This window comes from Prolixibacter sp. DSM 2831 (assembly GCF_056493735.1).
This window is the reverse complement of record NZ_CM151379.1, coordinates 1,561,027-1,580,738: the sequence shown is the minus strand read 5'-3', so window position 1 is coordinate 1,580,738 and position 19,712 is coordinate 1,561,027. Positions and strand designations below refer to the sequence as shown.

Annotated in this window: 19 protein-coding genes; 9 read left to right on the top strand and 10 right to left on the bottom strand. The window is 46.3% G+C overall.

The window, feature by feature from the left end:
* Window positions 1-87: 87 nt before the first annotated feature.
* Entirely contained in the window at window positions 88-864 is a 777-nt protein-coding gene (locus tag AC060N_RS06285; RefSeq protein ID WP_479526336.1) for a PIG-L deacetylase family protein, read from the top strand.
* A 156-nt stretch (window positions 865-1,020) separates the two neighbouring features.
* On the opposite strand, the gene AC060N_RS06280 is transcribed toward AC060N_RS06285, so the two are convergent.
* Window positions 1,021-1,776 carry a helix-turn-helix domain-containing protein gene (locus AC060N_RS06280; protein ID WP_479526335.1) on the bottom strand — a complete coding sequence of 252 codons (756 nt, stop codon included), beginning with the start codon at window positions 1,774-1,776 and terminating at the stop codon, window positions 1,021-1,023.
* A 170-nt stretch (window positions 1,777-1,946) separates the two neighbouring features.
* On the opposite strand from AC060N_RS06280, the gene AC060N_RS06275 reads away from it, so the two are divergent.
* Window positions 1,947-3,374: a nucleoside hydrolase-like domain-containing protein gene (locus AC060N_RS06275; RefSeq protein WP_479526334.1), complete on the top strand. Its 1,428-nt coding sequence runs from the start codon at window positions 1,947-1,949 to the stop codon at window positions 3,372-3,374.
* Window positions 3,375-3,844: 470 nt separating this feature from the next.
* Here AC060N_RS06275 and AC060N_RS06270 read toward each other — a convergent pair whose 3' ends face one another.
* The 3 genes from AC060N_RS06270 to AC060N_RS06260 all read right to left on the bottom strand — a co-directional run bounded on the left by AC060N_RS06270 (window position 3,845) and on the right by AC060N_RS06260 (window position 7,018).
* Complete coding sequence (locus AC060N_RS06270; RefSeq protein WP_479526333.1) at window positions 3,845-4,783, bottom strand: cation diffusion facilitator family transporter; 939 nt, start codon at window positions 4,781-4,783, stop codon at window positions 3,845-3,847.
* Window positions 4,784-4,959: 176 nt separating this feature from the next.
* Window positions 4,960-6,402 (bottom strand): NAD(P)-binding domain-containing protein, encoded by a 1,443-nt coding sequence (locus AC060N_RS06265; protein ID WP_479526332.1) that lies wholly within the window; start codon window positions 6,400-6,402, stop codon window positions 4,960-4,962.
* A 52-nt stretch (window positions 6,403-6,454) separates the two neighbouring features.
* The gene (locus AC060N_RS06260; RefSeq protein WP_479526331.1) at window positions 6,455-7,018 is read right to left on the bottom strand and encodes a cupin domain-containing protein; all 564 of its coding nucleotides are present in this window, start codon (window positions 7,016-7,018) and stop codon (window positions 6,455-6,457) included.
* 322 nt (window positions 7,019-7,340) lie between these two features.
* On the opposite strand from AC060N_RS06260, the gene AC060N_RS06255 reads away from it, so the two are divergent.
* The 7 genes from AC060N_RS06255 to AC060N_RS06225 all read left to right on the top strand — a co-directional run bounded on the left by AC060N_RS06255 (window position 7,341) and on the right by AC060N_RS06225 (window position 12,386).
* On the top strand, window positions 7,341-7,592 hold the full coding sequence (locus AC060N_RS06255; RefSeq protein ID WP_479526330.1) for a hypothetical protein: 252 nt from the start codon (window positions 7,341-7,343) through the stop codon (window positions 7,590-7,592).
* A 98-nt stretch (window positions 7,593-7,690) separates the two neighbouring features.
* Window positions 7,691-8,425 carry a DUF3800 domain-containing protein gene (locus AC060N_RS06250; protein WP_479526329.1) on the top strand — a complete coding sequence of 245 codons (735 nt, stop codon included), beginning with the start codon at window positions 7,691-7,693 and terminating at the stop codon, window positions 8,423-8,425.
* Window positions 8,426-9,033: 608 nt separating this feature from the next.
* Complete coding sequence (locus AC060N_RS06245) at window positions 9,034-9,594, top strand: hypothetical protein (protein ID WP_479526328.1); 561 nt, start codon at window positions 9,034-9,036, stop codon at window positions 9,592-9,594.
* Window positions 9,595-9,722: 128 nt separating this feature from the next.
* Window positions 9,723-10,391 (top strand): hypothetical protein, encoded by a 669-nt coding sequence (locus AC060N_RS06240; protein ID WP_479526327.1) that lies wholly within the window; start codon window positions 9,723-9,725, stop codon window positions 10,389-10,391.
* A gap of 135 nt (window positions 10,392-10,526) precedes the next feature.
* The gene (locus AC060N_RS06235) at window positions 10,527-10,874 is read left to right on the top strand and encodes a hypothetical protein (protein ID WP_479526326.1); all 348 of its coding nucleotides are present in this window, start codon (window positions 10,527-10,529) and stop codon (window positions 10,872-10,874) included.
* Between the two features lie 156 nt (window positions 10,875-11,030).
* On the top strand, window positions 11,031-11,579 hold the full coding sequence (locus AC060N_RS06230; protein ID WP_479526325.1) for a hypothetical protein: 549 nt from the start codon (window positions 11,031-11,033) through the stop codon (window positions 11,577-11,579).
* A gap of 273 nt (window positions 11,580-11,852) precedes the next feature.
* Window positions 11,853-12,386 (top strand): hypothetical protein, encoded by a 534-nt coding sequence (locus tag AC060N_RS06225; RefSeq protein ID WP_479526324.1) that lies wholly within the window; start codon window positions 11,853-11,855, stop codon window positions 12,384-12,386.
* Window positions 12,387-12,878: 492 nt separating this feature from the next.
* On the opposite strand, the gene nspC is transcribed toward AC060N_RS06225, so the two are convergent.
* The 6 genes from nspC to AC060N_RS06195 form a co-directional block, all read right to left on the bottom strand.
* On the bottom strand, window positions 12,879-14,021 hold the full coding sequence (gene nspC / locus AC060N_RS06220; RefSeq protein ID WP_479526323.1) for a carboxynorspermidine decarboxylase: 1,143 nt from the start codon (window positions 14,019-14,021) through the stop codon (window positions 12,879-12,881).
* 358 nt (window positions 14,022-14,379) lie between these two features.
* The gene (locus AC060N_RS06215; RefSeq protein WP_463237781.1) at window positions 14,380-15,363 is read right to left on the bottom strand and encodes a dihydroorotate dehydrogenase-like protein; all 984 of its coding nucleotides are present in this window, start codon (window positions 15,361-15,363) and stop codon (window positions 14,380-14,382) included.
* Window positions 15,364-15,526: 163 nt separating this feature from the next.
* Window positions 15,527-17,323 (bottom strand): FAD-dependent oxidoreductase, encoded by a 1,797-nt coding sequence (locus tag AC060N_RS06210; RefSeq protein WP_479526322.1) that lies wholly within the window; start codon window positions 17,321-17,323, stop codon window positions 15,527-15,529.
* 2 nt (window positions 17,324-17,325) lie between these two features.
* Window positions 17,326-18,516 carry an NADH-quinone oxidoreductase subunit D gene (locus AC060N_RS06205; RefSeq protein ID WP_153638401.1) on the bottom strand — a complete coding sequence of 397 codons (1,191 nt, stop codon included), beginning with the start codon at window positions 18,514-18,516 and terminating at the stop codon, window positions 17,326-17,328.
* Window positions 18,509-19,036, bottom strand: a complete 528-nt coding sequence (locus AC060N_RS06200; protein ID WP_036984376.1) for an NADH-quinone oxidoreductase subunit C — start codon at window positions 19,034-19,036, stop codon at window positions 18,509-18,511. The genes AC060N_RS06205 and AC060N_RS06200 overlap by 8 nt, the downstream gene beginning before the upstream one ends.
* A 29-nt stretch (window positions 19,037-19,065) precedes the next feature.
* Window positions 19,066-19,707 (bottom strand): NADH-quinone oxidoreductase subunit B, encoded by a 642-nt coding sequence (locus AC060N_RS06195; protein WP_463231144.1) that lies wholly within the window; start codon window positions 19,705-19,707, stop codon window positions 19,066-19,068.
* Between the last annotated feature and the right edge of the window lie 5 nt (window positions 19,708-19,712).

Here is a 19,712-nt window from a genome sequence, read left to right as displayed (position 1 = left end):
ACATTTCAAAGCCCAACGTCAAACCAAATAACTTGATGTTTGCGAGTTTTCCATTACATTTAGGTTCCTAACTAAACACCAAACGCTATGGCAAAAAATTCACGGAGACAATTCCTGACCCAGACGGTACCCATCACTATTGGTGCGACGATGGGAATCACCCAGGCAAATGCGATGGGAAACATCCCGTCCACCTCACCGGGAAAAAATTTGAAACTGGTGGTCGTCGGCGCGCATCCCGATGACCCCGAAACCATGTGCGGTGGTGTTATGGCCTTGTACGCCGATGCTGGCCACGAAGTGGTTTCGGCTTACCTAACCCGAGGCGAAGCTGGTATCGAAGGAAAATCGCATGACGAAGCGGCCAAAATCCGCACCGCCGAAGCACTGACGGCCTGCAAAATTCTGAAATGTCGCCCTGAGTTCCTGGGACAAATCGACGGAAATACCGAAATAACGAAAGAAAGATACGCACCCATCGCCGAATTCCTTCAAAAGGAAAACCCGGATATCATCATTACCCACTGGCCCATCGATACGCATCGCGACCACCGGATTTGTTCCAACCTGGTATATGATACCTGGCTAAGGATGAAAACCAAACCTTCGCTCTATTTCGGTGAAGTGATGACCGGCGCTCAATCACAGAACTTTGCACCGACCGACTATGTGGATATCACCGGCGTTATCAAGCAGAAACATGAGGCTTGTTATGCCCACGTCAGTCAGAAAGTCGACGAATGGTACCCGAATGATCATGCGAGAATGGAAATATTTCGCGGAATGGAGTTCGGATGTGACTATGCCGAAGCATTTGTGCAGCACGTAAGAAGTCCCAGGGATAATTTGAATGAAGTGAGTTAAAGGAAGGCGCCATTCTCTCGTGACCGTTGAGCACGGTAGTCTCTCCCGCCCCACTGAAAGCAGAACGCTGAAATACCCTGAACCGTTGAAGTATGAAAAAATAAATCACTGCCTCCTGGGCATCAAACGACGTATTCAATTTGATATCTTCAATCGCTAGCGGTTTCTTTTCCGGAACTCCCTGGGAGTGCAATGATTAATTCTTCGAAAAGCAGCATTAAACCGGCTGATGGAATTGAAGCCACAGTCAAAAGCAATTTCGGTGATGCTGGCACCGGTGGTTACCAACTTACGCTGAGCATGCGAAATTCTTTCCTCGGTTATATATTCACTGAGGGTGCTACCGAAAGCTTTCTTAAAGAGGGCATTCGCATAATCAGGATGAAGACCAACCGCTTCTCCTATTTCCGAAACTTTGATAGGATGATTATAATTTTGAGCAATATACACAGCAATTTGTTCGACGGGACTTATTTCATTGGCATGTACGAGAGAAAACTCCTTCTTTTTCTCTCGCAAATTACGTCCGGCCATCCGGGCTAACCGGGCTTGTATCTCCAAAAGGGGCACATCGGCTTGATTATTTTTGTTGATGTCTCCAATCCAATTATTGAACAGGAACTCATCATATACCGAATATTCATCTGAAGTCTCTATCAACACTTCCCCTTTTAAAATGCGATCGACAAATAAGGATGGAAGCTTCCACTCCAAAAACTGGGCAAAGGGAATGGTGCAAACAAAATAGGGGGTGACACTTTCGTAATGGACAATCTGATGCGGAACAAGTCCCCAAAATACAGTCAGCCTTTTCGTGGGTATCGTTACCTTTCGTTCCTGAAAAAAATAGGTGATTGAATCCTCCGGAAAATAATTTATCTCAATTTCATTATGTCTGTCTGGCCGCTTCATCAGACCAGGTGTCCATAATTCACAGGTGAACCCATAAGGCTTGAACTCATGACGTCGTTCATTAAATGTCTTCAAAAACTCGGAATCCAGCATATTTAATTCAATAAACAGGTAGTTTTAATGCAAAGTCGAGACTAAATTTACAACTTAAACCGTGTATAAAAAGAACTATGTCAAAGAACTTCCTATTCCTCGTCGTTTTGATGCTCAGTGCCTGCTCACTCTTTGGGCAGTCAATAAAGAAAAGCCGACTCATTGTACTTTCGGATATTGAAGCAGAAGCCGATGATACCGAATCGTTTGTCCGGTTGATGTTGTATTCGAATGAAATCGATATCGAAGGCCTAATCGCGACCACATCGGTCTGGAAGAAAACGAGTGTGGCTCCGGAAGCCATAAAAAAAATCGTTCGTGCCTATGGTAAGGTTCAGCCTAACCTGTTAAAACACGAAGCCGGTTTTCCAACGGCTGAAACCCTTTTGGCTAAAGTGAAACAGGGTTTGCCGGTATACGGTATGAAAGGAGTTGGCGAAGGAAAAGATTCTGAAGGTTCGGACTGGATTGTGAAAGTGCTGGAAGAAAAAGATGATCGGCCATTGTGGATAGCCGTCTGGGGAGGAGTCAATACCCTGGCACAGGCACTCTACACGATAGAACACACAAAATCGAAAGCCGAAGCCCGAAGGTTGATCGCGAAACTCCGGGTGTATACCATCTCCGACCAGGACGACAGTGGTATATGGATTCGGAAAAATTTTCCCAACCTGTTTTATATCGTCAGCCCCGGTGATGATTACGGAAGTGCCACCTGGATTGCCATCAACAGTTTTATAACCGGTATCGACAACCATAAAATCAGCAACTCATGGCTGGCCGAAAACATTCAGCAAGGGCACGGTCCCCTTGGTGCAGAATATCCTGATGTCGCGTACGGGATGGAAGGCGATACGCCTTCGTGGCTGTCACTGATACCAAATGGATTGAATGCGCCTGAACATCCCGACTGGGGAGGCTGGGGCGGCCGGTACGAACGGTACAAGCCCGATTTTGCCAAAGAGAAGAGAGGTAATTCCGGCGTTCCTCATCAACCGGAACCGCGGGCCATATGGACCAATGCAACCGACACGTACACACCTACGCTTCCCCAGGAATATGGACGTACTATCAAGCTGGATACGGTTACGTTTACCGGCAATAAAGTAAGTTTATGGCGCTGGCGCGATGATTTTCAGAACGATTTTGCCGCCCGGATGGCCTGGTGCACCGAAAGCTACCAGGAGGCTAACCACCCTCCCGTTCCCGTACTGAGTACTCCCAATGAGATAACCGTCAAATCGGGGGAAGGTATTTCACTCAGTGCCAGCAATTCATATGACCCGGATGGAGACAACCTCAGTTTTCAGTGGTTCAGTTACCCGGAGGCCGGCTCCTATAAAAAAGCACTGATTACCCATACGGAGAATATGCACAAAATATGGTTGGTTGCTCCCAACGTGCAGAAAAAGGAAACGGCTCACATTATCCTCAAAGTGACCGACAAAGGCACACCTCATTTATCGAGGTATCAACGAATCATCATTACCATTCTACCCGAATAATAAACATCTGAAACTTGAAATTATGCCCGAGGTAGACCACTCTGTACACTGGCTGGTTTATCCCGGGCATGATTTGTAGGATTGCTTTAAAGTACAAGAGAGTAATACAGCTCGTATGTCCGAGTGTCTATTGTTTAATTTTCGTTATGAGCAACTTCAAATGATGCATATCTTTGCACATAGAAAAACGAACTAACTGAACGAAAGCTGTACCAACTATTTCGGGAAACAATCCGGACTTCACAAAAAACAAGTGCTTGCAAACTTTCTCTTCTGTATGAATTAACGCTCCCCTGGGATAGGTTTCTGTCCGGACACATTCCGGCAGTTCATCTGCTGCCTCCTCTGACAAGGGTGATACCCGATTGACCGTCTTTAGAAATGGTGAGTTTGCCAGGTATTGTCATCGTTCAGTCAGATGATCGTCACACCACACTTGCTAAAATGCAGGACATCTAATGTTCCACTCATTATATATCCAATGTCCCAGTGTCGTTTGGGTCTTCAGGAGCTCTTTCATTGTACGGTTCAATATGAATCCCGATATGGGTCTGGCGCCCGAATTTCGCCCGAATCGACTTTTCGATGGCCGTGGCAATATGGTGCGATTCGACCACCGTCAACGTTTTGTCAACCTTGACGTGAGCCTCGATGGCAATGATATCGCCGATCTTGCGGGTCCGTACCTGGTGAAAATCTTTCACCCCGGGAGTCGTCCGGATAATCCCGGAAATCACCTCCTCCGTCTCGTCAGGCAAAGCCTCCTCCAGTAGCTCCCGGATACTGGGATGGGCAATGTCCCAGGCCACCTTCAGAATAAAAAAACTAACAATAACGCCCGCAATCGGATCGAGAACCCGCCACTTTTCCCCCAGCAGGATAGCCCCCGAAATGCCCAACGCGGTCCCCACCGAAGAAAACGCATCCGACCGGTGATGCCAGGCATTGGCAACCACGGCCCGACTGTTGACCCTTGAACCGATGATCTTTGTATACCAATACAAGCCTTCCTTGCTAACAATGGAAATCAGCGCTGCATATAACGCAATATAACCCGGTTGTTCGATGACGACGCCATGAAACGACGCCACTATTTTTCTGGCTCCGGTCCATAAAATCCCGATGCCCACAAACAGCAACGCAAAACTGATAAGCATTGTGGCAAAGGTTTCATACTTCCCATGTCCGTACCGATGATTCTTATCCCTCTTTTTCCCTGAAATCCTCACAAAAGCCAGCACGATCATGTCAGTTATCAAATCCGACAACGAATGGACGCCATCGGCCAGCATCGCTGAACTCTTACCGACGACTCCGGCGACGATCTTTCCGGCTGTCAGCAGCAGATTGACTGCCGAACCAACCAATGTGACGTTCTGAATGGTTCTGACTCTGTTCTGTTCCTCCATCGCAGACTATAATGAGTTTATCAACCTGACAGGTCTGAGAGCCCCGGACACAGAGGACCTGTCACCTTGACTCCTCACCCGGCTCATCCGGTTCTCTGCCAGGCATAACACTTTAGATGTAAATTTACGTTTTTTCGCTGTTAGGTGACGTACGCATGAGGTGAGTCTGTATACATTTAAACTCTCTTCATCAAATCCTTCAGCACCTTTTGAGCCAGCTCCTTCTTACTTTGGCGGCCATTCAGCCGGTAGCGGGCTGCTACCACCGGTCCGGTCAGTAATTGGATAAGGCTACTCAGGTTGCTCCATACCTTCGGAGCTACGTCGATGATTTGGGCAATGGCATCGAGGTAGGTCAGCGTTTGCACCCGCATCGGATTGACTTTTCGTTCCTCACAAAGTTGACGGTGTTTCTCGACTTCCGCATCCATTACCTCCGGAGACGGAAGCTGCGTATGCCCGGCAATCACCTCGGCAATGTACCTTCCCTGCATCTCGAGGGCCGGCAAAATCGGCCCGACGATATAGCACATGCCACACATCGCCAGATGGCTTGTATTTGGAGAGAATATTTGCTGATACAAGGGAACATAGTTGTTCTCCACTCCCGTGAAGGCCGGTTCCATAAAGGGAATGTCAATCTGGTAGCCGGTAGCAAAAATAATCGTATCCACCGTTTCGACCCTGCCATCTTCAAACGTGACCTCGTTACCGGAAACGGACTGAATGACCGGCTTGACCTCCAGCTTCCCTTGTTCCAGCCGTTTCAACAACAAATCATTCGGCACAAACCGCTGCTTCTCCAAATCGAGGGAGTGATTGGGTGTACCAAAATATTGCCGGATAGCTTCGACATCATACTGCCGGTAAGCTTTTATTAGCTTACTTCGAAAAGCTTTTTCCCGAACTGCTTTGGGCAGACTGGCTGACAATTTGGTCAGTTGCAAATCGTAGGCTTTGTTATCGATGAACCGGGGCACCAGCCACGACGGGCTCCGCATGGAGAGAAACGTACTGGAAGCTACCTCCGCTACTTCCGAGGCAATATCAATGGCACTGCTCCCCGCTCCCACCACCAAAACCGTTTTACCTTCAAAGCTCTCCGGTGAGAAATAGTCGCGGCTATGTAAAACCTTTCCGGGAAACGTATCCAAGCCTTCGATGTCCGGCATAAATACTTTCTCGTGGCGGCCATTGGCAATAATCAGCCAGTCGAAGGTGTGTGTTTCTTTATTTCCTTCCGATTCCACCTCAACGATAAATCGTCCGTCAGCTTCTTTATCGGCCCGGATAACGTTTGTATTGAATTGAATGTATTGCGCCAGGTGGAACTGTTCCGTGTAGTTCTTCAGGTAATCCGAAACCACTTCCCGCGAAGGAAAATCAGCTACCTCCTTTTCAAACGGGAAATCAGAAAAGGCCATCATCTGTTTCGAGGTGTTGGTGATCAACGATCGGTAAGCCGCGGTATCACATTCCTGCCCGTTTTCATGAACCTTCCACAGTCCCCCGAATCGGTCGCTTCGTTCAAAAACAACCGGCTGAATACCGTATTCCAATAAGCTTTTCAAACAGGTCAGGCCGGCTGCTCCGGCCCCGATGATGGCCACACTTTTCATGTGTTTATCTTTTCTCTATTTCGTTTCTGTATCCGGCATATCAACACCGTTTTTATTTATCTCCGTCTACTGGCAACAGCTCTTGAAGTCTCTTATCCAACCCCAACCCTTTGGCTATTCTGGCTACAACAAAAAACGCCGCCTTCTGTAACCAGCAAGGAATTCCATATAGCCACGTATCCCCCAACTGCGCCAGTATAGCCATGTGAAAAAGATTGGAAGGAGTTCCTTTGGGGGATGCTTTTCCGGCAGCCGCCAGTGCATGGTTGAGCCTTAATGCTTTTTCGAATTGTTTGGCCGGTGTTACTTCCACGGTGTAGGTCACCGGTTCGGAAGATTCGTTCCAAAAGGTATGCGGACATTCGGGTTTCACCAGGTAAGACTCGCCGGCATGCAGGATTAATTGCTCCTTGTTGTTACCGACAATCAGGTTGAATTGCCCTTCCACCACACGAAAATGCTCGCTAAAATGGCCGTGGTAATGATAAGGCGCCCGGTTCATCTGCCGGGCTTTCATGGTACTGCGGATTTTAAACAGCTCGCCGTTGCTTTCCGCCGTACTGACCAATATTTCAACCTTCACACCCGTGACCGGGTTCTCCATTTTTCGTGTCATCCATTCAGGCTTGTTGTGCAAATATAGAAAAATAGGATAAAGGAGTTCTGCATCTGAATTCCGGTTTCAATCGACTACCAAAATCACGCTGTGTTCCTTTTAAATGTGCAGGCGAATAGTGTACTTTGAGTTTTCTTTGTGTTCCTCGTGATTAATTCACTTACCACTAAGAGCACTAAGTTTTTCACAAGGCACACGAAGGTTCTATTGTGACCTTTGTGCTTCCTTTGAGCACTTTGTGGTTCATTTTCTGACGTTCGTGAACACTCAGCCTTCCAAATAAATGCCGAGCTGCCTTGAGAAGGTTACATTCTTTGGGAGTGTGAGGTTTCAACTATACCTGGGAACTACGGCTATCTTCTTGTATCTTTATCAGGAAATAACCAAACCAACCGACATGTCCATTCAGGCTGAACTGACAGAGCAACTCAACCAGCACGGGGTCGATTTCGTCCAATTTGTCGATGTTTCGAACTTACCGGAAGAACAAAACATTGCACTCTGCACCACTTGCCTGCGCTGTCTGGTGATGTGCCCGTGGACGCAGCGATATGCACAGACTGCTCTGCTCTGATTAAAATTATCCAATCCCCCCAAACCTTCAAAACCATGTTGTGTAACTCCTTATGTACTATTGGATTTTGTTAACTTTGGTTACCTAACGTCTTTCCTATGAATTATTATTTGTTTTTAGACGAATCCGGTGACCATGGACTTAAAAATATTGATAAGTCTTTTCCTGTATTTGTTCTTTGCGGAGTAATATTTTCAGAGGCTGATTATCAAAACCTGCGAAATGATTTTAATACCATAAAACATACATTTTGGGGAGACCATAAGGTCATTTTTCATTCGAGGGATATACGGAAATGTGAGAAAGAATTTAAAATTCTCCTTGACAACAATGTAAAAAGTAAGTTCTACAAGAAACTTGATAAGATTATTTCAGAATCTACCTATTCCGTTATTTCCTCTGCGATCGATAAGGAACGGTACATCAAAAAATACGGAAAACTCAGAAATGATGTTTACGAAATTGCTCTTTCATTTATCATTGAACGGGTGGTATTTTATCTTGATTCGCATACAAATCATGTCAATAAACTTTTCCTTATAATTGAAAAGCGCGGCAAAAAGGAAGATGCCAGGCTTAAACAACACGTTGAGACACTTCTTCAGTTAGGAACCTACTATGTTACTCCTGAAAGATTGAAAGCATATCAAATTAAAGTTGAATTCAGAGATAAGAAACAAAATATAAATGGATTGCAGATGTCCGACTTAATAGCATATCCCATAGCCCGCTACTGTATGGACAAAGAAAGGGCAAATCCGGCTTTCGAAATTATTAGACCCAAAATCTATTCAAAGGGAAACAAGCTTTACAGCTTAAAGATCTTTCCATAAAAAAACAAGAGCCCATTACTGGACTCTTGCCGACCGGGGACACCCCAATCCAAAAAATATTTAAGTGCGTTTGATTCTGGTACAAAGCTACATAACAAATGCGAAAGATGCAAGTAGCCTCCCCCGGCAACCACTTGCCTGCGCTGTTTGGTGATGTGCCCGTGGACGCAGCGGTATGCACAACAGCCGGTAAAGGTATGTATGCCGTAAGAAAAAGTATGTACCCGGAACATGTTTTAGGGTGCGCCGTTTAAAAAAGTATGCATGCTCAACATATTTCCGACATCGCTCCGGAGAAAAATATGTATCCTCAACATATTTCAGCCACCCCTGCGGGCAAAAGTATGTATGCTTAACATGTTTTAGCTACTGCTGCGGGGCTATTCGGGTCTATTCAATGAACTGTGCGAAGGCTTGATGAACCAACCACTGTCAGGCTACAAGACCACTGACAGGGATTTCGCTTACCGGTGTGGATCGTTCGCTGGGTGGTGCTGATTGTCCGCTGGGTGGTGGGCAGACTCCGCTGGCCGGATTCTTTTGTTTTCCGGGGGAAAAAGTTACTTTCAGGGGTGTGAAACGAATCACGACACAGAAAACAAAGCAAGATGAAAGCCTCCCACCGAACGACGATGAAGATATGTTTGTGTCTTTTGATACCCCTTTTTTCCATTCATGCGGCCCGGTCACATGAACGGGTGAAAGCCGGGGTGGAACTGGATGTACTGCCCTATTTGACCGGCGGGTACTTTGGTGCCGCCTGGGCAGGGAAAGGACACTTGCGCACCCGGGCGCTTTTTGCCAAAGTGCATATGCCCGACTTTATCGTGCGGGATGGATTTACGAACAATACCATCCGTTCGTATGCCTTGCTGGAAGATTATTTTCTGAAAAAAGAACAGACCGGTTTTTGGCTGGGTGGCGGCCTTGTTTTGTGGGATGGAAAGATTCAAACCAACCAACGGCTCGAAACGGCATCGTATCAAACTTATCTTTTGAACGGAAGCATGGGGTATATCTTCAATCTTTCGCAGCGGTTTTATCTCAGTCCGTGGGCCGGATTGAGTCTCCGCGTGGGAGGCGACCGCCATATTCCGGTTGATAATAAAACCTTTGATCCGCCGCTCCTGGACCCGGAAATGTCGGTGAAGTTTGGATACCGGTTTTGAATGCTGGCTATTAAACTATATCCCTAAGAGAGGAAAAGACGTCAAGAAAATGAGGCACAAAGAAGAATCCACATACTGCCTAATTAGATACACAACGTTCAAAGAGAAATTAAGTTAACAAGTTGAATATGGTTGAATTTACAACAGACATTCTCCCCAGACTTCAAAATGAAGACTATTTTTCGAAATTCAAGTTTATAAAAAGTCAAATGGCTCTTCGACAAAAGACAGATTTTGGTTTTTATAACATTGAACTTTATATACATCAATCCTATGATTTAAAAAGAGAGCAACCAGCCTTGGAGATTCGTCCGGTTTATGGAGTTCGTTTTGACTCATTGATGACGTGGTTTGAAAAATACAGTTTTAAATCATCAAGTGACCAAAGAAACAATTCAACGTCAATGGCCGATGGAAAAACTTTAGAATCAATAGACAAGTTCTATTTTCTTGATTCACGTTCAGAATTTGATAAAGATTTTATTTCTTTTACAGAAACCGTACGAAACATTAGCACTAAATACTTTTCCAAGTATAAGAGTATTGAGAACTTCTTTACCAATGACGTCTTGCCATTCTTAAACAGAAAACAAGAGTTCAGTGATGTTGGGGCTGATTGGATTTTTGAATATCTGGCAGCTGTCAAATTGTGCCAGTTCGAAAGATTTGATGAAATGGCCCAAATACTTAGGAAACAAATTGAGTTTATGAAGTCTCGAAACGAACCAAACGTAACGGCGTATTATGACAAATTTGACGATATCTTTGAAGAATTAAGAACGCTAGATTTGAAATAGCTAACAGAAAGCCCCACTCCAAAACAGGACAACTTCCCCTTGCCTCGCTTTTGATATATAATAAAAAACGCTACTTTCAGTGATGAAAACTAGATTATTAAATTAAAACTAGGAGGATGAATATCTGATATCACAATGAAAAAAATGAAGATGACATTAAATGAATTTAGAAAAGAAACGAAATTAGCAAAAGATAACATCTGTTCGCAAGACAACAAAGATTATTTGCCAAGTATTCTTAGTTCTTACGTACTTAAATCTCAAGATTTCACTCTAGATAATGAAATGAATCCTATAGAAATAGACGTTAGGCCTACAAGAAGAGAAAGAATGGATTTTGCGTATGACGTAGAGAATACTATAGTTAAAAATCCACCGAATTTAAATTTGGATACAATGAAAAACCTAGCAGTAAAAGCAGTTAATCTTCTTGAGGAATACGTCGATTTATTAGACTCTTACAATCTATTAAGCCAAGAATAGAACTTTTATACTTCTTCAATAGATCATCTATATCTTGACCGTTCTTTATAGCATTTAATACCAAAATTTAACGTGTCAATTTATTGCAAACAGTCTTCAAACCAATTTTAGTATTTGACAATGTCTTCTTTTATCCAAAGCTAAAATATATGTAAAATGTTAAGTGATGAAGAAAAATACATAATTGAGAAACTTATTGAATTTCATAAGAAAAAAGGTGGTACAATGAGTTACGACCAAAGCTCTGATTTTTTTAAATCGATTGGAAGTGAGTTTAGAATACTCAATGTGTATGTTGACAAAGCAATTGCAATTGATTTAATAAAGTATAAATTCTCAGATAGGACAGGTTGGACTGTCTTGACCAAAAAAGGTTGGGAATTTACAAGCTTTGGAGATTTTGAAAATGAACTAAAAAATCAAAATGAGATTAATAAGATTACAATTGAAAAACTACAAATAGAACTATCAAATTCAAGGAGACAGAAAAGAGCTTATTGGCCAATGACAATATTGACAATTACTGTTAGTCTCATCGCCATAGTTAGTTTTTTTATTGATAAAAAGCCATCAGAAAAAACGGTGCACGATTTAGAGAAAAGAATGATTACTCTGGATAGTGTAGTAAACACATTTAACTCCAATCAAGATTCTAATAATACGGCTAATAAAGAAATTGACACATTGAGAGCAGAAGAAAAATAATATAGCATTTTTCCACGCCTAATTTACGACAACCGCTGCTTGTAATCCGAATAGCTGAACTCCTGTACCAACCGGAAACCGGTTTCGTCGTTCCGCATTGCTAAGGATGTCATCCCTCAGAGGGATGACATCCTTATTGGCCACAAACAAGCTTTGACGATTAAGTTTCTTTAACAAAAGAGTTGTGATGGGAACTCAACTTTTTCCCGAACCAGATGTCTCAGTATTATCATTCAGAACAATCTTGAGGAGACGAATATGAAAAGATTTTCAATGCCTGGTCAACTGAAAACGGCTATTGCCATTGTGTTTTTTGCAAGCCCGTTTCTTTCGGGCAATGTACTGGCCCGGGATAACCATCACCATCCATGCCTGCAAATGAAGGATTCGACCCTGATGAAGCGGCAGGAAATGATACACTCCCGGAGTCATATGGTAATGCCTTTTGATATGAATAAAGTCACCCACTACTTTATCAAAACCAACAACGGTGGCGTTTTACGAATCAAGGCAAAAGACCCGACAGATACGTTGCAGATTTCGCTGATTAGGAAACACCTTCACAAAGAGGGAATCTTATTTTCGAAGGCCGATTTTAAAGACCCCAAAACCCTTCACGGGATGCATATGCCGGGACTCAAAACACTTTCAGGTGCAAAAGGTAAGTTTACGGTTGACTACAAGCAATTACCGGATGGAGCAAAGCTCACATTTGCGTCGAAAGATGCTGCCGTCATCGATGCGCTTCATGTATGGTTTGATGCCCAGTTGAGAGACCACGGCAGCGATGCAAAAAGTAAAGAATAGGTGCTGCTAAGGATTTGCGATGGTGGCCTTTTAAGGAAATCTTACCGGCTTGCGTTGGATGTTCAGGTTTAAGAATGAAATGCCTGCCAATCATGAACCGAGTTGCCCGTAGGGCATCAGGTATTGTAGCAGAAATGTCGCACCACAAACCTTTACGCCGTAGGTGTTACACATTATTATTTATCTAATCGGACCGGAAATAGGTATATCCCCTACAGGGAAATACCTGCGCTCGTTGGCCTGAGGCTACAATACTGCAACCGCTACGCGGTAGTCGCCCTTTACAGCTCTGTACGAAATATTCGGTTACAGATTGGTGACTACGTGCGGCGCAGGGACATTTATATTCTAATCCACGACAAAACGTGCGCCTCTTCTTTCGGGGCATTGCCTCGGGGGCGAAAAGCATTTCGCCCCTTCGTCCTTACTCACAACAATAAGGCCCATCTGTGTAAATCCGTGATTCAAATCCGAGCCTATCCGTGGAAAATATTACGACAACCTTTGCTTGTAATCCGAATAACTGAACTCCCGCATCAAGTGAAAGCCGGTTTCGTCGTTCCAGATGCCGATGGACGGATGGGCCACCCCGTTGAACATGGTGGTTTTCACCATCGTGTAGTGAATCATATCTTCAAAGACAATCGAATAGCCGGGTTGAAGTTCTTCGTCGAATGACCAGTAGCCCACAAAGTCACCGGCCAGGCAGGAATTTCCGCCCATGCGGTAGGTCGGTTTGCCATCCACCGGGTCGAAATGAGCTCCCTGGATACGGGGTTTGTAAGGCATTTCGAGGCAGTCGGGCATGTGGGCAGTAAACGACACGTTGAGCACCGCTGTGCGGATGCCTTTGTTTTCCACTACATCCACCACGGTCGATTTCAGCACGCCGGTTTCCCAGGCAAACGCGCTTCCCGGTTCCAGGATCACCTGCACATCCCATTTTTCGCGGAAAGCTTTCAGGAGATTGATCAAATGCTCCGTATCGTATCCTTTGCGGGTCATCAGATGGCCGCCGCCCATGTTCACCCATTTTACGTTGGGAAGGAAACGGGCAAAACGCTCTTCGAACGCCGCCAGTGTTTTTTCCAAATCAACAGAGTTCGATTCGCACAGCGTATGAAAATGGAGGCCTTCCACCCCTTCGGGCAAATCGTCGCCCAGTTGCGAGGATAAGATGCCCAGACGCGTTCCCGGCGAACAGGGATTATACAAATCGGTATCGACTTCAGAGAATTCGGGATTGACCCGGAGACCCACAGAAATCTTGCGCGAATAGTTTTTCACGGCCGGCAGGAACCGCTCCAGTTGCGAAAGGGAATTGAAGGTGATGTGCGACGAACATTCGAGTACCTCATCGAAATCATCCTCGGTATAAGCCGGCGAATAGGTATGCGCCAGCGACTTCATCTCCTCCACTGCCAAACGGGCCTCATACGCTCCGCTGGCCGTTGCCCCGCTGATGTATTCGCGAACAATGGGGAAAGCGCTCCACATGGCAAAGCCTTTAAACGCGAGAATGATATCCACACCCGCCGCGTCTTTCACGCCCCGGATGAGTTCGAGATTTTTCCGCAACAAACCTTCGTCGAGCACATAACAGGGCGAAGGAACTTTACTCAGATCGATAGCCATAACTTAACTGCCGTAATTATTCAAATGCAGCAGCAAAGTTACGTTTTTCCCGGTAGGATAGAATAGGAAGGGAATAGATAAAAACAAACCGGGCACCAGCAACGACAGAGAGTAACGTTATAAAGCAGGAAGTCGTTGCGGCACCCGGTAGTATTGAATAGGCCTTTCGTAAAATCGGGGTTGTGTTTTGATCAGAACGGTCAAATTGTAGCAGTCACGTTTTTTCCCCTCTAAACCTCCCCTGAAGGGGACTTTAAGTCTTCCTTCAGGATTGGTTTTTAGGGGTCTAATCCAGGTTACTGTTAAATTCTCAATTCCAATCTTTTCAACCAGACTTTACAGAAAGTCCCAGGTGGTTCTATTTTACATCCGAAAAGTATTTCATGAACTGAGCACGTTCGTAAATCATCGGTTTGTGTACACTCTCCTGGCTCAGTTTGCCAATGAGTTCACTTACCGAGTTGTAGTTGTGTGCTTTCATCCAGTTGGTCATATCGGTCAGCATTTGCGGAATGATGCCCATGCCGTTTTTATAGATAGCCGAAGCCACTTCTACCGCGTTGGCCCCTACCAACAGGTTCTTCAGGATGGTTTCTCCATCATGAATACCGGTTGAAGCCGCCATGTCGCAAGCCAGCTTTCCCTTCAGGATGCCAATCCAACGAAGGACCATGGCATTCTCGTCGGGGTTACTGTAAATGTGCGACGAGGTGATTTTCATCTTCTCGAGGTCCACATCCGGGCGATAGAATCGGTTGAACAGTACCAGCGATGAAATTCCGGTTTCCGACAGTTTGATGGCAAAATTAGCCATACCCGAGAAGAAATTGCTAATCTTCAGGGCCACCGGAATGGTGATGTGCTGTTTAATGGCTGCCACAATATCAAAGTAAATCTGCTCGATATCGGCACCTTCGTAATTACCGTCCGACGGCATGATGAACATGTTCAGCTCGAGTGCATCGGCACCCGCTTCCTGGATGCGGCTGGCAAACTCGGTCCACTCCGATGCCGACACACAGTTGATACTGGCGATAATCGGGATGGAAGTTTTCTTTTTGCTTTCGCGAATCAATTCCAGGTAATGGTCGATGCGGTGTTTTTTGGTGTAGAAACCGATGTAGTTTTCCACATCGTCGTACGAACCATACATGTTGTTCATGCGCTGCTCGTCGATGTCCATCATGATCTGCTCTTCGAAAAGCGACTTGAGCACGACAGCACCTGCACCGTTGATTTCCAGTTTCACGACATTCTCAACCGAATCGGTCAGGCCTGAACTGGCGGCGATAATGGGATTTCTCAAATCCAATCCCATGTATTTTGTCGAAAGATCGGTCATTGTCTTTAATTTTTATAAGACTGCGTCTGAAACTTTCAGGACGATGAATTGAGTGTCCTTTGAGGGCCCCAAAGCCTCCCCTTTCGGGGAGGTCTCGACAGGTTAAACCCAATAGTCACTCAAACTTCAACTCCTTTTATTCCAACACAGCCTCGGGTTAACATTATTTTTCAGACAAATATTTATCGATGCCCATGGCCGCTTTGTGACCGTTGGCAATACCGTGAATTACATCAGGTCCCTGGATGATGTCACCACCGGCGAACAACCATCCCGCACTGGTTTGGAAATCGTCGTTTACGAGGATACGACCACGTTGATCCATATCCAGCTGCTCTTTGAACGCTTCCGGCAGGTACGAAAGATCCATTCCCTGACCGATGGATTCAACCACCATGTCAGCCGGGAAGAACTTCTTCTGCTCTTCGTCGAACTTCGGAGCGAAACGACGGTTTTCATCAAATACCGACAGGCATTTCACCACGTGCAGACCTTTCACTTTATCACCTTCGGTTTCGATTTCAACTGGTCCCCATCCCGGATCGATAACGGCGTTCTCTTCGCGGGCTTCGATTACCTCTTCCCGGTCGGCCGGCATAATGTCTTCCGATTCGAGAGAAGTGGCCAACACACCCACTTTGCCGTATTTCTGTTTCTGCAGACGAGCCAGTGAACGGGTAATGTCCATTGCCACGTTACCACCACCAATCACCACGATATTCTCTTCCAGCGGTATCTCTTTACCCAGCACGATATCACGCAGCAAATCGACTGCCTGGTAAACTTTCGGATGGTCGGTTCCGGGTACGCGGGTACTGCGTCCCATGTGCAAACCGGTTCCTGAGAAGACCGCATCATACTGGTTGTGCAACTCTTCCAGGGTGATATCCTTACCTATCGTGACATTGTATTTAATTTCAACGCCCAATGAAAGGATGTAGTTGATATCCTTGTCGAGCTGCTCGTACGGCAGACGATATTCCGGAATACCGAAACGCATCATACCACCGGCAGCCGGCAATTTTTCGTAGATGGTACACTGGTAACCCATGAGGGCCAGATAGTGTGCAGCCGACAAGCCGGAAGGTCCGGAACCAATGATAGCGACTTTCTTCCCGCTAGGTTGAATGTTCTCAGTATTGAGTATTTGCTTGTACTCTTCAGCCGGGTTCTGGTCAGCGATGTAACGCTTCAGCCAGCGAATCGACAACGGATCGCCGTGATGACCAACGGAACAAACGGTTTCACACTTGTGAGTACAAATACGACCGCAAATTTCAGGCAGCGGGTTGGTGTCGTACAGCACACGTAAACCTTCGTTCAAATCGTCGTTACGGATGGCTTTGATGTACTCCGGAATTCCCATGTGCGCAGGACAGGTAGCCACACAGATACCACATTCCACACAACGGTCGGCTTCCTTCTCAGCTTGCTCTTTCGAGTATCCCTGTACGATTTCGATGAATGACTGGTCGCGTTTTTCCGGCTCCAGCTCTTCCATCGCTTCACGTTTCGGGTTGTACAGTTCGTAACCGTTACCCGGTTTCTTGTAACCTTTTTCGCGGTTATCCCACGACTTGTTTTCAGCTCCGGGTACGAAACGGAAACTATCCGGATCTTCGTCAACCCAGGTATATTCATTACTCAGCGAAAGCGAATTGGTGGTACAAACATCCACACACAGACCGCACCAGCAGCAGCGTCCGTAGTCTACACGGGGACGCAGACCACTGTCACCATCCTTTGTGTCGACACCTTCCACCGGCACCAGGTCGATGGCAGCATTCTGACAAATGGACTCGCAGGTACCGCAACCAATACATTCACTGATATCATTCTTATGAAATCCCCGGTACCGGTCGGCGGCCTCACGGTTCAGCGGATCCTTGATGGTCACGGGTTCGCGGACCACATGTTTCCAGGCTGTGAACGGGGACAGTATATCATTTAACTTTGCCATAATTATCGTTCAATTTCAGGTGGATACGTATGCAATGAAACCATTAATCCGGCCACATCGGCGATGTTGGCATTCACAATCATCTTCTCGAGGAGGGCCACAGCGTGCGTATAACTCGGTCCGCGTACATTGATTCGGCGTGGGTATTCCGTTCCGTCCGAAACCATGTAGTAACCGTACTCTCCGCGGGTACACTCAGCACGACTGTAAGTCTCGCCAGCTGGCACTTTCCAGTGCAGTACGTTCGGAGTTTTCGCGCGGATATCGCCCTTATCGGGAATCTTCGTCATGATCTGACGAATCAAATCGACGGTCATCAGCAAGTCACGACGGCGAACATCAGCACGGGTGTAGATGTCGGAATCTTTTCCTACTACCGGTTCGAAATCCAGTTCCGGATATTTCAGATACGGATTGTCCTTACGAACATCTTTGGCCACACCCGCTGCACGGGCATTGGGACCGGTGATTCCGAAGGGATTGATCCATGCGGGGTCAATAACGCCCATACCAACAGTACGCTTCTTGAACACGGCGTTGTCGAACATTACCTTCTTCACATCCTTCATGAACTTCTCGATTTCGTCGAGGTTCTCGGTCATCCGCTGACGGAAACCATCAGGCAGCAAACCACGAACACCACCGGGCAGCATGTACATGTGATAAATACGGCCTCCGGTCAGTTCCTCAAAACGGTCGAGAATCAGGTCGCGCAGGTAAATCGTCCACTGTCCGATGATACCTTGTCCGAGGGAACCAGCCTGTCCGCCAATCCATGCGAGGAAACTCTGCAGACGAGACATCTCGAGTACGAGAGTACGCAACCACTCGGCTGCTTCCGGTACTTCAATGCCGGCCAGCTCTTCCATCGCGGAAGCGAAACAGTACTCGTTAAAGTCAGGTTCCGGAACGGCTACACGGCATACAATCGGGAAACATTGAATGTATTTCCGGCGCTCCATCAGCTTTTCGAAACCACGGTGCAGGTAGCCCACGTGTGTTTCGCAATCCATTACTTCATCGCCCAGCAAAGTCAGCTCCAGCGACATGTTTCCGGTGATACCGGGGTGCTGAGGGCCGTGCCAGATTTTCATGAATTTATGCGAATCGTAATCCACGTCAATCTTGCCCTCGCTATTTTTCTCGGGGAAGAGGGTTCTGTCCTCATTCCATTTCAGCAGCTTCTTACTCATTGGGATAAAGCTTTTTCTTCATGTATTCCGCCGGATCGTGTGTTTCGCGTCCCGGACGGGGGAAATACGTTTTCTCCGAATACTCTTTGGTATCGAAATCGCGCCGGTACGGCGGAATTTCTTCCCATCCCTCGAGGATGAACGGCTTGTCCACATCTGGACTGCCGGGGAAGTTGATACCAAACATCTCGCGCAGTTCTCGCTGATAAGTACGAGCCTGCTCCCACAAGTGGTGGATGGAGTACATCTCAGCGTTTTCGCGGCTAATCATCACGCGAACACCCAAATCCACTTTCTTTTCAGGATGGTGAAGCAGATAGGTCAGCTGAAAATGCTCGTCTTCAATCCAGTCGACTGCCGTCAGCAGCACCAGGTGAGCGAAACCTTCATAGTCTCTCAGATGTGTAATCAAACCAACAGCCACCTCTTTTGAGGCAATCAGAAAACCGAGGTTTTCCCGTTGCTGGTGATAGCTGACCACCTGAAAGTGCTTTTGCAGATTTTCTATAATCGTTTGCATAATCTTCTTTTTTACAGGTTCAAACCAGTTTACCAGTTATAATCGGGCATATCCCAGTCCTTGATGATTTTCTTCTGGTTGCCTTTGTACCATTCGAAGTTCTCAGCGTATTTGTTGGCGCCCTCTCCTCTTCCTTCGCGGATGATATGCTTCAGTTTGTCGAAACCGGCCAGCAATGCTTCCGGACGCGGCATACAACCAGCAATGTACACGTCAACCGGCATATAATGGTCGAGACGGTTAATGGTGTTGTAACTGTCCCAGTACATCCCGCCATTGATGGTACAGCTTCCGAGCGCTACCACAAATTTGGGGTTCTGCATCTGTTCGTAACTGCGAACCACACGTTTCAGTGTTTTCACCGAAAGGTAACCGGAGATAACGAACACCGAAGCCTGACGGGGTGTCGGCCGCCACTGGATACCAAAACGGTAAGCGTCGAAACGGGGCGTCATGAGCGGGCGCATTTCAATCGCACCACACCCGGTTCCGAAACCAAGCACCCAGAGTGATTCGCTTCGGGCCCAGTTGGCAAACTTTTCGATGATGCCACTGGCCGATTTGCATGATTTAGGAGCGGCATCACAGAAGTAATCCTTCAACGGATCCACCTCAATCGGATTACCTTCCGGTGAGATGACGGTCCTCTTTTCTATATATTCTTTACCCATGTCAA

Coding starts and splice junctions, on each gene's coding strand:
- AC060N_RS06285 (WP_479526336.1), top strand. CDS start 88: ATGGCAAAAAATTCACGGAGACAATTCCTGACCCAGACGGTACCCATC.
- AC060N_RS06280 (WP_479526335.1), bottom strand. CDS start 1,776: ATGAAGCGGCCAGACAGACATAATGAAATTGAGATAAATTATTTTCCG.
- AC060N_RS06275 (WP_479526334.1), top strand. CDS start 1,947: ATGTCAAAGAACTTCCTATTCCTCGTCGTTTTGATGCTCAGTGCCTGC.
- AC060N_RS06270 (WP_479526333.1), bottom strand. CDS start 4,783: ATGGAGGAACAGAACAGAGTCAGAACCATTCAGAACGTCACATTGGTT.
- AC060N_RS06265 (WP_479526332.1), bottom strand. CDS start 6,402: ATGAAAAGTGTGGCCATCATCGGGGCCGGAGCAGCCGGCCTGACCTGT.
- AC060N_RS06260 (WP_479526331.1), bottom strand. CDS start 7,018: ATGACACGAAAAATGGAGAACCCGGTCACGGGTGTGAAGGTTGAAATA.
- AC060N_RS06250 (WP_479526329.1), top strand. CDS start 7,691: ATGAATTATTATTTGTTTTTAGACGAATCCGGTGACCATGGACTTAAA.
- AC060N_RS06245 (WP_479526328.1), top strand. CDS start 9,034: ATGAAAGCCTCCCACCGAACGACGATGAAGATATGTTTGTGTCTTTTG.
- AC060N_RS06240 (WP_479526327.1), top strand. CDS start 9,723: ATGGTTGAATTTACAACAGACATTCTCCCCAGACTTCAAAATGAAGAC.
- AC060N_RS06235 (WP_479526326.1), top strand. CDS start 10,527: ATGAAAAAAATGAAGATGACATTAAATGAATTTAGAAAAGAAACGAAA.
- AC060N_RS06230 (WP_479526325.1), top strand. CDS start 11,031: ATGTTAAGTGATGAAGAAAAATACATAATTGAGAAACTTATTGAATTT.
- AC060N_RS06225 (WP_479526324.1), top strand. CDS start 11,853: ATGCCTGGTCAACTGAAAACGGCTATTGCCATTGTGTTTTTTGCAAGC.
- nspC (WP_479526323.1), bottom strand. CDS start 14,021: ATGGCTATCGATCTGAGTAAAGTTCCTTCGCCCTGTTATGTGCTCGAC.
- AC060N_RS06215 (WP_463237781.1), bottom strand. CDS start 15,363: ATGACCGATCTTTCGACAAAATACATGGGATTGGATTTGAGAAATCCC.
- AC060N_RS06210 (WP_479526322.1), bottom strand. CDS start 17,323: ATGGCAAAGTTAAATGATATACTGTCCCCGTTCACAGCCTGGAAACAT.
- AC060N_RS06205 (WP_153638401.1), bottom strand. CDS start 18,516: ATGAGTAAGAAGCTGCTGAAATGGAATGAGGACAGAACCCTCTTCCCC.
- AC060N_RS06200 (WP_036984376.1), bottom strand. CDS start 19,036: ATGCAAACGATTATAGAAAATCTGCAAAAGCACTTTCAGGTGGTCAGC.
- AC060N_RS06195 (WP_463231144.1), bottom strand. CDS start 19,707: ATGGGTAAAGAATATATAGAAAAGAGGACCGTCATCTCACCGGAAGGT.